This window comes from Anaerolinea thermophila, from assembly GCF_020723905.1.
GTDB classification, from domain to species: Bacteria; Chloroflexota; Anaerolineae; order Anaerolineales; family Anaerolineaceae; genus Anaerolinea; species Anaerolinea thermophila_A.
In genome coordinates this window covers 297601-311192 of the sequence record NZ_DYHZ01000004.1, presented here as the reverse complement: position 1 = coordinate 311192, position 13592 = coordinate 297601, and the positions used below count along the sequence as shown (strand labels likewise).

At 59.9% G+C, this 13592-nt stretch carries 10 protein-coding genes; 1 reads left to right on the top strand and 9 read right to left on the bottom strand.

The genetic code is table 11. From position 1 onward, the window contains the following. The first annotated feature begins 30 nt into the window (after nt 1-30). Nucleotides 31-4020, top strand: coding sequence for a pre-peptidase C-terminal domain-containing protein (locus tag LHF31_RS08185; RefSeq protein ID WP_298010766.1), 3990 nt, complete (start codon nt 31-33; stop codon nt 4018-4020). Nucleotides 4021-4093: 73 nt separating this feature from the next. Here the strand turns inward: LHF31_RS08185 and LHF31_RS08180 are convergent, their stop codons facing one another. From LHF31_RS08180 to LHF31_RS08140, 9 genes are all read right to left on the bottom strand, one after another. Further along, a complete protein-coding gene (locus LHF31_RS08180) occupies nt 4094-4558 on the bottom strand; it encodes a GyrI-like domain-containing protein (RefSeq protein ID WP_298010769.1) in 465 nt (154 codons plus the stop codon). Nucleotides 4559-4585: 27 nt separating this feature from the next. Continuing rightward, nucleotides 4586-5293: a Mut7-C RNAse domain-containing protein gene (locus LHF31_RS08175; protein WP_298010772.1), complete on the bottom strand. Its 708-nt coding sequence runs from the start codon at nt 5291-5293 to the stop codon at nt 4586-4588. A gap of 167 nt (nt 5294-5460) precedes the next feature. Then, nucleotides 5461-6186, bottom strand: coding sequence for a 1-acyl-sn-glycerol-3-phosphate acyltransferase (locus tag LHF31_RS08170; RefSeq protein ID WP_298010775.1), 726 nt, complete (start codon nt 6184-6186; stop codon nt 5461-5463). 37 nt (nt 6187-6223) lie between these two features. Continuing rightward, nucleotides 6224-6892, bottom strand: coding sequence for a DedA family protein (locus LHF31_RS08165; RefSeq protein ID WP_298010778.1), 669 nt, complete (start codon nt 6890-6892; stop codon nt 6224-6226). 6 nt (nt 6893-6898) lie between these two features. After that, the gene (locus tag LHF31_RS08160) at nt 6899-8146 is read right to left on the bottom strand and encodes a PrsW family glutamic-type intramembrane protease (protein WP_298010781.1); all 1248 of its coding nucleotides are present in this window, start codon (nt 8144-8146) and stop codon (nt 6899-6901) included. Nucleotides 8147-8153: 7 nt separating this feature from the next. After that, entirely contained in the window at nt 8154-9356 is a 1203-nt protein-coding gene (locus LHF31_RS08155) for a peptidylprolyl isomerase (protein WP_298010785.1), read from the bottom strand. Between the two features lie 282 nt (nt 9357-9638). Next, nucleotides 9639-10565, bottom strand: a complete 927-nt coding sequence (locus LHF31_RS08150) for an ABC transporter permease (RefSeq protein WP_298010788.1) — start codon at nt 10563-10565, stop codon at nt 9639-9641. 12 nt (nt 10566-10577) lie between these two features. Further along, nucleotides 10578-11654, bottom strand: a complete 1077-nt coding sequence (locus LHF31_RS08145; RefSeq protein ID WP_298010791.1) for an ABC transporter permease — start codon at nt 11652-11654, stop codon at nt 10578-10580. A gap of 105 nt (nt 11655-11759) precedes the next feature. After that, complete coding sequence (locus LHF31_RS08140; protein ID WP_303774080.1) at nt 11760-13487, bottom strand: ABC transporter substrate-binding protein; 1728 nt, start codon at nt 13485-13487, stop codon at nt 11760-11762. Nucleotides 13488-13592: the final 105 nt, after the last annotated feature.

Here is a 13592-nt window from a genome sequence, read left to right as displayed (position 1 = left end):
GAATTGTCTGTGAAGAGTTAAGGAGATGGCATGAGACGTTTATTTGGATTATCTGCTCTGACGCTGGCGATTGCCGCCGCCTTCCTGTGGATGATTCTGCAATCGGCAGAGCGATTCCGCGCCGGGGTGGCGCAAGCCCAGACCCCGCCCCCGCCTGCCGTTGAGGAAGCCCTGCGCACCGCCGTTGCCCGCGAGGTGCAGGCAAAGCGCCCCAGCGCCCTGGGAATGATGATCTACGAAACCGAGGTCAACGAGATTTTCTACTCCAACGACGGGCGCACCGCGCTGGTATGGCTGGCTTTCCGCGACCCCGACACGGGCGAACTCATCGGTACCGAACCGGGGCTGGCAATTGCCCGCAATGAGCGGGGCTTGCTGGCGCAGTCCGACGCCTGGCAGGTGACCCTGCAGACCGCCCGCGATTTTGCCCGTGAACTGACCAGCCTGCCCGATGAACTGCGCGACCCCGGGGTGGAGCAGTTCTACCTTGAACAGCAGGAAGCCATGGAAAAAGCCGCCGCGCAGACCTTCACCGGCTACAAACTGCCCTGGTCTAAGGCGCTGAACATCAAAATTACCGGCAGTATCGGTCATTTTCTGGATTACAACTCCTGCTCCGAAACCTACTGCCGTTACGCTTACGACTTCTGGAATCCCGACTCTTCCAACCGCATGTTCCCCCTGCTGGCATCCAAAGGGGGGGTGGTGAAAGCCTACAAAGAGTCCTGCCCCAACGGCAGTACCTCATGCACCAACTACCTGGTTCTGCAGGACGATTCCACCGTTCCCACCACGTATCAACTTTATTATCACCTTGCCTACAACTCCATCCCCGATAATCTGACCATTGGCACGTATGTACCGCAGGGCACCTACATCGGCAACGTGGACGATACCGGTTACAGCACCGATCATCACCTGCATTTCCACGTGTACACCTCGCCCACCAACAGCGCCTATTCGTGGGGCGCTTCGGTGCGCATTCTCTTCAGCGATGTGCCGTTTAACGGCGGCGAGCCGCGCACCTGCGCCGAGACCATCAAATACCCCTCTTACGGCACAGAATGCTCCATGGGCGCCGACGGCAAGAAGGGCGGCGGCGATGACGACTACCTCACCTCCAGCAACGTGGGCGCCAATCCGCCCACCGGCTCGCTGGATACACCCTTCCCCTGGGCAACCCTCACCACGCGCACCCTTTCGGTCAGCGGCACGGCGCGCGACAATCTGGGCATTGCCCGCGTGCAGGTGCTGATTAACTACGACGGCATCTGGCGCACGCTGGGCAACGCCAGTGTGGGCAACGGCGTTTTCGCCGGAGATTTTGATCTGTGCAGCGCGGGCATCCCCGATGGTCCTTTTGCGCTGGCAGTGCGTATCTTCGATGTAGAAGGTAACTGGGCAGACCGCTTTACCGGCTTGCGGCAGATCTTCAAGAACGCTTCCTGCTCCTCTTCCTCCACCCCACCGCCTGCTCCCGCCTGTACCCCCTCCAGCGGACAGATTGGCGTGTACGCCGACGCACAGTTCGGCGGCGCCTGCCTGAAACTGGGCGCGGGACAGCACAACGCCAGCGCGCTGGGCACGCTGAACAACGCCATTCAGTCCATTCAGGTTGCCAGCGGCACCTGCGCCACCCTCTACGATCCTGACAATGCCAACCCCTTCGGGCGGAGCGAGACCTTCAACGCCTCTGACGCCAACCTCGCCGATAACCGCATCGGCGCGAAAACGGTCTCTTCCATTGTCGTACAGCCCTGCACCAGTCAGGTGGATGAGCCCTTCCTGACCTTCCCCGGCAACCTGATAGACCCCGACGGCAACTCCACCGCCGCACCCAACCCCGCCAACCCCAAAAGCACCGACTCGCTGGTGCTGGCATGGACGGGCGGGGAAGGCGCGTCCACCTTTACCGCCCGCCTGATGCAGGGAACAACGGTGGTCAAATCCATGCCCGCCGCAAACACCCATACCTGGTCGGTAGGCAATCTGCCGCCGGGCACGTATCAGTGGACAGTTACCGCACAGGGACAGGGCACCACCAACAACACCGACCTGACCTTCACCGTAGACGCGGCAAGCCTGCCCAATCCGGCGCCCGTCACTGCGCCGGTGACCTTTGACTTCGAGGGCGACACCTCTGGCTGGACGGCAACGGGTCTGTGGAGCGTGCGTCAGGTGGAGCGCACCGGCAAGCCTTCAACGAAAGCCTGGGCGTTCACCAACGGCACCTCCTTCAACGACTCCACCTACCGCGCCGGAGATTTGACCTCCCCGCCCATCTCCCTGCCCGCCAGTCAGACCATGTACCTGCGCTTCAAATCCTTCAGCGATGTGGAGGGCTGGACGTACTCCATCCAGACCTTCGGGAGTGGTTACTACGATCAGCGAATGGTGCAGATTTCGGTGGACGGCGGACCCTTTACCGACCTGTATCGATTCAGCGACGACTCTCAGCACATCCTCTGGCTGGACAGCCCCGCCATCTCGCTGGACGCCTACAAAGGCAAAACCGTGCGCCTGCGCTTCCACTTCGACACCGTAGACGCGCTGAACAACGGCGGCTACGGCTGGGCAGTGGACGATGTCAGCATCACGGGTGTGGAGCCGCCCAACTGCGCCGACAATAACAACAGCCCCTCCACCGCTCAGCCCATTGCCATCGGACAGACCCTGACCGACCTGACCATCTGCCCCGGCGGGGATGTGGATTTCTACTCATTCAGCGGTTCGGCGGGCGCCACCGTGCGCATTGACCTGAATGCCCTCCACGACAAACCCGGCAGTGTGCTGGATACCTTTGTCTCCCTGCTGGATTCCAGCGGCGTGGACGTGGTAGACGAAAACGACGATGAAAAGGTTCAGGAGAACACCGACTCGCTCATCGTCACCAGCCTGCCGCGCACCGGTACCTACTTCATTCGCGTGCGGGCGTGGAATCACCCCGGCGCGGGCGACGCCAGTCACCTGTACGACCTGAGTTTGAGCGCCGTGCAGAATGGCGCCGTGCGTCCGCTCTCGCTGACGCTCACCCAGCCCACCGACCCGAAGAAACTGCCCATCATCCCCTTCATCGTCGAAGCGGCGGTGCAGGACGACCCCATGGGCGGGGGCATTACCCGGGTGGACTTCTACTGGCACCCCGCCGACTGGCAGAACCGCAACTGGGTCAAGTTCGCCAGCGATACCACCCCCGCCGATGGCTGGTGGGCAATCTTCAACCCCACCGAAGATACCAGCGGGAGCGCCTTCTACATCCTGGCAACCAACGCCAGCGGCGGGAGCAACGGATTGCTCATCACCGACCTGCAACCCGACAAGACCGCCCCCTCCAGCGCGCTGGATGCCCGCAACGACGCGGTCAACAGCACTGCCGTGTACCTGACCTGGCAGGCACAGGACTACGAGAACGACATCGAACGCTTTGAGTTCCAGTACCGCACCCCGGGCGGAGCATGGCAGAATTACCCCGTCACCTTCCCTGCCGGGGCGCGCGGCGGCTGGTTCCTCATGTCGCCGGGCAAGTTCGAGTTCCAGATGCGCGCGGTGGATCGGGCAGGCAATGTTGAGGAGTACCCCAACCGCGCAGAAGCCACGGTCACTTTCAACGGCGCCTGCACGCCCGATGCGTTTGACGCGGTGGACGGCACCCGCGGAAGCGGCATCCCCGTGCGCCTGCTCAATGCCACGCCCACCGATCACCGCCTGTGCCAGAACGATGTGGACTGGATTGCCTTTGATGCCAGCGCGGGCGAAGACCTGACCCTGCTCGTGCTCTCGCAGGGCGGCGGCGCCGCCGTGCAGGTGCGCCTGTACGCGGCGGGCAGTTCCACCCCGCTGATCGAGCAATCGGCGGGCGGGCTGGGTCAATCCACTGCCCTGCGCTGGAAAGCCCCCGCCAGCGGACGCTACGAACTGGAAATCCGCGCCCTGGATGCCCGCCTGTGGGGCGAGGATGTGCGCTACCGTCTGTGGGCAGGGAACGGCAAGTCCCTCTTCCTCCCGCTGATCAACCGCTAGACGCCCTGAAATTCCCCGTTAAAACAGGAGCCACGGCGAGCCTCTTCTGGAGACCGCCGCGGCTCAAGTGCATTTATTGCACCGCTACGTAGATATACAGGATGGAATCGGGGGAAAAGCCGCGAAAAACGCGGTCATCGTACACTTCAATATCTACCTCCGGCGTAATCCTGGTCAGACCACTGTGCGGCAGATATTCATGGGCAATTTTCCGAAAGGTTTCGTGCAGGGTTTCCAGCGACCCGCGGTGCTCGAAAATGGCATAGCGCGCCGCCGGCAGGTTCACCTTGACCATGCCCTCCGGTACGGGATGATCGACATCTACCTCCAGCCCGGCAATGTACTCGAACTCGCCTGGAGGTAAGCCGGGCAGCATGCGGCACACGCCAAACGATTCCAGAGGATTGGTGGTGCGGATCTCCCCCATCCGCGGTAGAAACTGCTCCCACATGGCAGCAATTTCCTGATTCTCGTTTTTGCCCTGATAACGGTATCCCAGCACGGTAAAGGCGGGACGTTCAACAATTTTCGGATTCATGAGAGGCTCCCTTAAAAAAATGGACGGTCAGAGGTCGGGAAGGTGCTGAATCAGGTCGAGCATGCGCTCGTAGTGCGAGCCTTTCCAGTACACCTGACCGCAGGACGGACAGCGGTGAAACTCATCGAAATACAGACGGGTGAGCGGCTCCAGTTGATCCAGCACGCTCTCCTTGCTTACCGCTTCCAGGAGGGTATTACAGCGCAAACAGCGCTGAAAGGCGTCCTGACGGTGGTTCAGACAAAAGCGCCGGACGACTTCGGTAACCTGCTCCCGCGGATTCTGACTGCGCACCCAGTGCCCAAAGCGGATGCCTTTGCGCATTAACAGGCGGCGGTCGCGGGTCAGCAGGACGCGTTCCTGCTGAATGGCAATCTGCGCCAGTTCCTCATCATCAAAATCGTTGCGGTACAGGCTGTCGTAGCCCAGCATGCGCAGGTATGCCGCCAGCCTGCCCAGATGATTGTCCAGCACAAAGCGCGGCGGGATGGGCAGGGACTGCGGCTGTGCCGGCAAAACCTCGATGCGGTCGCCTTCGGCAGGCGCGCGGTTCATCTCCACCACCTGACCGTTGCGGCGCACTTCGCCAATTTCGGTATGGGGTACGCCCAGCGACTCGATCAGGTGCTTGAGCGACTGGTGTCCCTGAAAGGTCAGCCAGAAGACCTCGCGGCGCCGCGCGTGAGGCAGTAGCGCCCACAAATCTGGATGAAAAGCAAACCAGGCACCGGGCATGCCCGCTCTCCGAAGTACGTCAGGGAAGGAGTTCCTGTCTTTATTGTGCCTTCGGGGGCAGGTTTTGTCAAGTGTTTAGAACAGATGTTAAATTTTACGCCGGACGGAAAACAAAAAACAGGAAGCCGTGCACTTCACGGCTTCCTGCAAAGCGGCAAAGGGAGACTCTACCCCTGCAAATCCAGATGAATACCCTCTTGAATCTCGCGGATGCGCGGATGCCCGCGGTAAAAGCCGTGGTACTTCTCCGGCAACAGCGCGGCAATACGGCACATGATCTCATCGGTGTAGCGCTTCATCTGTTCGTCGCGGTGGTCGCGATCCAGCGGCGGCAGGACAAACGGCTTGCCAAACGTCACCGAGATGCGCGGGCGCTGCAGGGTGAAGATACGCGGGAAGACGTTTTCGGTGCCGGCAATGGCGGTGGGGACAATGGGCACGCCCGCCCGCAGCGCTACCAGCGCCGTGCCGGGCTTGCCTTCCAGTAATTGACCGGTGCGACTGCGCGTGCCTTCCGGGGCAATGCCCAGGGCAATGCCCTTCTTCAGTACCTCCACTGCGGCGCGCAGGGCGCCGAAGTCGGCGTTTTCGCGGTCCAGCCAGATGATGCCGCCGGTGCGCAAAATCCACGCAAAGAGGGGGTACTTCTGATACTTGTCTGCCACCAGCGCGGTCACGTCCTTACGCGCCGGGTTGATGAACAGCAGCAGGGTATCCATGCGGCTCATATGATTGGTGGCAAGGATGACACCGCCCTCCTGAGGCACGTTTTCCACCCCGTGAAACTCCGGGCGGGTGAGCGCATGAATGAGTTTATCGAAAATGACCTGCAGTTTTTGACGATCCATCCACGGTTTGCGGCTGGTTTTGGTCTGGGAAATTGAATGTTCCATACTTTTTATAACTCCCAACCTGAAGAAAAGATGCGCTTTATTCCTTCACCACTGCGGGACGGGGACGCGCTTTTTCTTTCACATATTCCACCACTGCAGGGACGAGCGAAATGAGGATGATCGCAAGAATCACCAGAGAGAAGTTCTCTTTGACGATGGGCAGGTTTCCAAAGAAATAGCCCGCGCCGATGAACAACCCCGTCCACACAATTCCGCCTATCACGTTATAACTGATGAAGTAGCCGTAGCGCATGCGGCCGATCCCCGCCACAAAAGGCGCAAAGGTGCGGATGATGGGGATGAAGCGCGCCAGGAAGATGGTCTTCCCGCCATGCTTTTCATAGAAGGCATGGGTGCGGTCCAGATACTCCCGCTTGAACCAGCGCGATTCCTGTGTGAACACCTTTGGACCGACAAAATGCCCGATCCAGTAATTTGCCGTATCACCCAGCACGGCGGCGAGTGCCAGCAATGCCCACAGCATCAGCGGATGTAAGCTGGTGGTTGCCGAAACTGCCCCTGCCGCAAAGAGCAGAGAATCGCCGGGCAGGAAGGGCGTCACCACCAGACCGGTTTCCACAAAAATGACCAGAAACAGCACCGCATACACCCAGATGCCAATATCGTTGACGATCTGGGGTAAATGACGGTCCATGTGCAGGACAAAGTCCACAAACCAGCGAAAGAGTTCCAGCAAAACATCCATAAAGTCTTAACTTTCCTTGCGTTCAAAAGAATTTTCCGGCACCAGCGCGGACGATACCGCCGCACGGTTCACCGCCGTGCGTTCAATGGCGAGGATCCAGAACAATGCCAGCGCCAGAACCAGCAAAGCCACCGGAGAGAGACGATCTGCCAGAGCAAGCACCTCTTTGAGCGGCTGGACGGGATCCAGCACGCGGGCAAGCCCGCTGGTCAGCGCCAGCAGATTCCACAGACCGTGCAGCGCCACCACCAGCAGATACGTCCAGCCCAGGCGTTCATAGCGCCGCGAGTGCCACGCCTGCGCCAGCGCACCGCCCATCAGCGCAGCGGTGGTGATATGCAGGGTGGTTGTGCCGATTCGTCCAACCGCCAGGGCAATCCACGAGGTGGCATCTGCCCCGAGAACCGAAAAAAGCGACTCCACCAGCGCAAAACCCGCACCGCACACCCCGCCCAGCCAGAACCCCTCGACGGGGGTCAGACGGTCGCCTGCCAGCAGCCACACCGCCAGCGGCTTGAGGGCTTCTTCAATGAGCGGGACAATCACGGTGAAAATTGCCGCCGTGCCAAACAGCACCATGGGATGGCGCAGAATGGGGCGGTAAATGCGCAAAATTACCTCCGGATCGCCCCCCGCGTTAAGCAGGCGCGAAGAGAGGTCTTCCAGCGCCTGCAGCATCTCGGGACGGGTAGAGAGGAAAGCCATCACTGCCAGTCCAATGAAGACGAGCAGCAAACCCTCTACCAGCAGGATGAGCGGGGTGCTGAAGAACACCCCCACATTCATGGCGCCCCAGAATCGCCCGGCGCGCACCGGCTGGACGGGACGGGTGAGGTACGCCACCAGCCACAGCGCAGGGATGACCACCACCGCAATTTGCAGGAAGGGCATGAACAGGCGCAGAGCGCCATCTGCCTGCAGGATGCCCGCCCCCATGACAATGACGAGCGGTACCAGCAAGAGGGCAAGCGACGCCGACACCAGATTCAGGCGCACCGGCTCGGGTTCTCTGCCGAACAGGCGCATTCCCGAAGTCCACAGAGAAGGAATTGCCACCCCTCCCAGCAGACCGAACACCCAGCCCATTGCCAGCAGAGGCTCTGCTGTGGTGTGGAAGAGGGCGCTACCGGAGACGTACGACAGCCCTCCCATCACCAGCATCACCAGCGCCATGAGCCACGCCGAGATAAGCCCCAGCAGGCTCAACAGAAACTGGAACAATGCACGGGTAGGGAAGGCTGGCTGAGAATCCATGCAAAACCTATTTCTCCGAAATGGTCACCTTGAGAATTCGGGTGCCGGGTTGAAGAGTTGCATCACTGGCAGGATCGCGCGGGGTGAGGCTTTCCACCACGTCCATGCCCTCGATGACCTCGCCGAAGATGGTGTAATTGCCGTTGAGGCTCTCCTGCGCATCCAGGGTGATGAAGAACTGACTGCCGTTGGTATCGGCGCCAGAGTTCGCCATCGCCACCAGACCCTTGCGGTCAAACTTGGCGTCGGCGTTCTCATTCTTGAAGACGTATCCCGGACCACCATAACCGCTTCCGCTGGGATCGCCCGCCTGAGCCACAAAGCCCGGCAGGACGCGGTGGAAGGTGACGCCGTTGAAGAAGCCTTCGCGCGCCAGGAAGACGAAATTGTTCACCGCCAGCGGGGCTTTATCGGCATACAGTTTGATGACGATTTTGCCCTTTTCCGTCTCCAGGGTTGCCGTGTACTGTTTGGCGGGATCTATAATCATCGGCGGGCAGGAGGTGTACTGGCGCGCCTGTAATTTAAACAGTTCCACCAGACTGGAAAGCGTCTCCAGATCCATGCGGTCCTGGTAGGGCAGGCCGTTCAGGAAGAGGAAGGGGGTGCCGGGCAAACCGGAATTCATGGCTTCATCCAGATTTTTCTGAATGCGCGCTCTGACTTCCTCGCTGGCATAGTCCTTCTTGAACTGCTCCACGTTTAATTTCAACTCCTCCGCAAGGGTGACGAAGTAATCCAGGGCGTTTTCGGGAGCATAACCCGCCAGTTGATCCTGCCGGGCAAAAATCAATTCGTGCATTTCCACGAACTTTCCCTGTTTTCCGGCGGCTTCGGCGGCTTGCGCTGCCGTCCACGAATTGGGGTGCGAAGTCAACGGGAAGTACCGGAAGACCACGCGCACATCGTCGGGGTACTTATCCACCAGTTGATGCAGAACCGGCGCCAGAAGCGCGCAGTATGGGCACTGATAATCGCTGTACTCGATGATGGTGACCAGCGCGGTCTCTTTACCGAGGATATGATCGTCCTTGCCGGGAGCGGGAATCAGCGCCTGCAGGGTGGGGTTGGGGGTGGGCAGGATGGGGGAAACCTGACAATCTGCCATGGGCGTGCCGCTGATGGGGGCTTTACTGCCTGCAGTTTGCGGCTGGCATGCGCCAAGCAGGAGAGCCATCACCGCCAGCAAGGGCAAAAGTTTACGCAACATATCAAACTCCTTTAAAAGCAATCACAGGGCGGTTCACAAGAAAACATTCCCTGTGTGTGGATTTTAACGGAGATTCGCCAAAATGGGTATTTTGCAAGGTTATGTTAAGAGATTCTAATTTCCACCCCCGCACCCGCCATGCTCCCCTGACCGCTCTTCAAACTTCATCCGGGCATTCCCACACAAAAAAGCCCCCGACGGGACAATGTCGGGGGCAAGGGTTCAGGGGGCTTTTTTTAAGTCTTCTTGCCGTTGCTTCACTCCCCCCTGAGGGATATGGCTTCAGGAAACATTCCCCCGCAGGCGCGGATCGAGCGCATCGCGCAAACCGTCGCCCAGCAGGTTAAACGAGAGCACCGTGAGCATGATGGCTAACCCCGGGAAGAACACCAGATGGGGGGCATTGAACACACTGTTGCGCTCCTCGCCCAGCATCAAGCCCCATTCGGGGGTGGGCGGCTCAGCGCCCAGCCCGAGGAACGACAGCGCCGCCGCATCAATGATCGCCCCGGCAATGCCCAGCGTGCCCTGCACAATGAGCGGGGTAATGGCGTTGGGCAAAATGCGCAGGAAGAGGATGTGCAGTCCACCTGCGCCCAGCGCGCGCGAAGCCTGCACGTACTCCATCTCACGCACCTGCAGAACGGTTGCCCGCACCAACCGGGCATAGCGCGGAATGGACACAATGCCAATGGCAAGCAGGGCGTTGATCAGACCGGTGCCCAGCACCGCCACAATGGCAATCGCCAGCAGGAGACTGGGAAACGCCATCAGCACATCCATGGTGCGCATGATGAGGTTATCCACCCAGCCGCCTGCATATGCCGAGACAGCCCCCAGCAAACCACCCACCAGAATGGCAAAGCCAATGGTGGCAAAACCGATTTGCAGGGACAGCCGCGAGCCAAACACGACCCGCGAGAACAGATCGCGGAAATTGCCGTCAATGCCGAAGAGATGCTCCGGTTTCTCGGCGGGACACCCCAGTAAATGAATGCAGGGCGGCTCGCGGCGCTTGACGTTCTGCATCTGTTTGACGGGGTCGTAAGGGGCAATCAGCGGGGCAAAAATTGCCACCAGCACCATCAGCCCCAGGATGATCATGCCAATTTGCGCCGAGCGGTGACGGCGCAAACGCCGCCACGCCTCGCGGGTGGGAGACCAGCGTTCGACGGCTTTAGGGGTATGGTTCAGCGATACTGCGCTCATGGCTTCTCCCTTTTACTCCAGGCGGATGCGCGGGTCAAGGTAGGCATAGGAAATATCCACCAGCAGGTTGACCAGGATAAACACCATGGCAACCACCAGGGTAAACCCCTGCACCACGGGGTAATCGCGCGCCAGAATGGCGCCCACCAGCGCCGTGCCCACCCCCGGCAGGTTGAAAACCGTCTCGGTCAGCACCGCCCCCGAAAGCAGGGCGCCCGTCTCCAGCCCGATGATGGTGACGATGGGGATCATGGCATTGGAGAGGGCATGTCGGGTAATCACCTTGTTGTAGGGCAAGCCCTTGGCGCGCGCCGTACGGATGTAATCCTGCCCCAGCACTTCCAGCAGGCTGGAGCGGGTCATGCGGGCGATGATTGCCATGGGAATCGTTCCAACCGCCACTGACGGCAGGATGAGATGGCGCAAGCCGTCGCCCAGCAGTTTCCAGTTGCCGGTCGCCAGAGCGTTCACCAGCAGGGAGTGGGTGAGAAAATCCACCACAAACTTCTGGAAGCCGCTCATGTCTTTCAAACCCCAGTAATCCGCCAGTTGGGTCAGCGCCAGCCCGGAGGTCAGGCGCGCCGAGGGAGGCAGGAAGAAGGGGGTATCTTTGAGCAACAGCGCAAAGACATACGCCAGCACCAGCCCCAGCCAGAACACCGGCATGGATACGCCCACATTGGCAATGACCATGGTGAGGGTATCCACGATGGTGTTGCGTTTGAGCGCCGAGATAATGCCCAGAAACACCCCCACAATGGTGGAGAAGAGCATGGCACCAATCGTCAGTTCGATGGTCATGGGCAGGCGGGCGGCAATCAGGCTAACGACGGGCTGCCCAAAACGGATGGACACGCCCAGGTCTCCCTTGCCCATGTTGACCAGGAAGCGCCCAAACTGCACCAGCAGGTTATCGTTCAAGCCGTAGCGCTCACGAAACTCGGCGCACTTTTCCTCCGTGGCGCGCTCCCCCAGCATCACCTTACAGGGATCGCCCGGAATGGCGCGCACGATGATAAAGGTGACCAGCAGGACGCCAATCAGCACTGGAACGAGCAAAATGAGACGACGCGTGATGAACTGTAACATAGGCTCTTCTATCTTTAAGAGGCAGGGGCGAGCCTGTCGAACCAGAACCCGGTCTTCAGACTCGCCCCGCCCATGATTAGTCAGTCATGCGGTAGTTGCCGGGCGCTACTCGGCGTTGAGGAACGCGCCGAAGAAGGCTCCAAAGTACTCGAAGGTACCCGTGCGACCCTTGTGATTGGGGTCTTTGGCATCCCACTGCGCCTTGAAGGAAGCCACCACATCATTGGCGTCCAGATCGGCGCCGTTGTGGAACTTCACGCCCTTGCGCAGGGTGAAGACGTACTCGGTAGCATCACTGTTGACGGTGTAGGACTCCGCCAGACCGGGACCCACCTCAGCCGTGCCGGGTTTGAAGAGCAGGAGGGTCTCGAAAATCTGCTGGCAGGCGCGCAGGGCTTCGCCGTCGGTTTCATCCGGGCAGTAAATTGCCGCCGGTTCGCCGTTCTGCATCCACACCAGCGTGTCCTTGCCGGGGTCCATGATGAAGAAGGGTTCGTTGCTCAATGGACCGGTCATGGCATTCTTGACCGAAGCGGTGAAGGCAACCGCTGAAGAGCCGTGCGCCACCGGGATCATCGGGACGTGCTCTTTCAGTTTGGCGTTAACCTCATCGTACAGTTTCTGGCGCTCTGCCGGGTCAGCAATCTGCGCGGCTTTGCGGATGGGCTCGACGATGTCGGGGAAGAGCGTGCCAAACTGCTTGTTGTTTTCGTTGGCGAAGTGATAGTCATAGAAGTTGGTGGCATCCGGATAGTCGGCGCCCCAGCCCAGCAGGTAGAAGGCTTCGTTGCCTGCGGCGGTAGAGTCAATGAACGCCGCCGATTCCATCTGGTTCAGTTTCACCTTGACGCCAATCTCCGCCAGTTGAGCCTGAATTTCCTGAGCCACCTTATCCGGGGTGGGCAGGTAACCGCGCACCACATTGCGGAAGGAGAGTTTGACTTCCTGATTGAAGTCAAAGCCCGCCTCGGTGAGCAGTTGTTTCGCCATGTCGGGGTTGTACTCGTACCACGGGTTGGCATCGCTCCAGCCGGGTTTGAGGGCGGGCGGGACAAACACCGTGGCAACCTCAGAACCTTCGGGGTAGTAGTTGTCCACGATCTTCTTGCGGTCGATTGCCATGGCGAACGCCTGGCGCACCTTTTCATTGTTGAACGGCGCCAGATCCACGTTGAAGCCAATGTAGAAGATGTTCAACGGGTCGCGCGGAATCAGTTGCAGGTTCGAATCGGCTTCGATGGTGGCGAAATCTTCCGGCGCGGGGTTGTCAATCCCATCCACCTGACCGGATTGCAGTTCCAGCAGGCGCTGAGCCGACTGCTCAGACCAGCGGAAGATCAGGGTCTGGTATTTGGGTTTCTCGCCCCAGTACTCGGGGTTGGCTTCGAAGGTGATGCTGTCCCCGCGCACCCAGGATTTGAGTTTGAAGGGACCCGTGCCGACCGGCGCGTCGGACATCTTAATCGAGTCGCCCCCCACCTGAGCCAGATAGTCGCTATCCACGATGGCAAACACATTGAACGCCACCTTGGAGGGGAACGCTGGATCCGGATAGCACAGGGTGAACTTCACCGTCTGCGCATCCACGGCTTCGATGGACTTGAGTTCGCCACCGTAATCGCAGTTGGGGGCTTCGACTTTCATACCCTCAAAAGCGGGGGCGGTAGGCTGTTCCGGCGCCTGTGTAGCGGTAGGCTGTTCCGGAACTTTGGTCGGTTCCTGCTGTGCAGGGGGCTGAGTGGGCGCTTCGGTGGGTTTGGGTTGGCATGCCGCCAGCGCCAGACTCAAAACGACCAGCAAAGCCACAAAGGTAAACAATGAACGCTTGAACACAATCTCCTCCTTTGGCAAAGGTTGGATTTGGATTTTGTTATCCCGAAAGGGCATCGGGAAAAACAACACAGGAATGAACGGGCAACCACCTCCTCAAATGGTCCA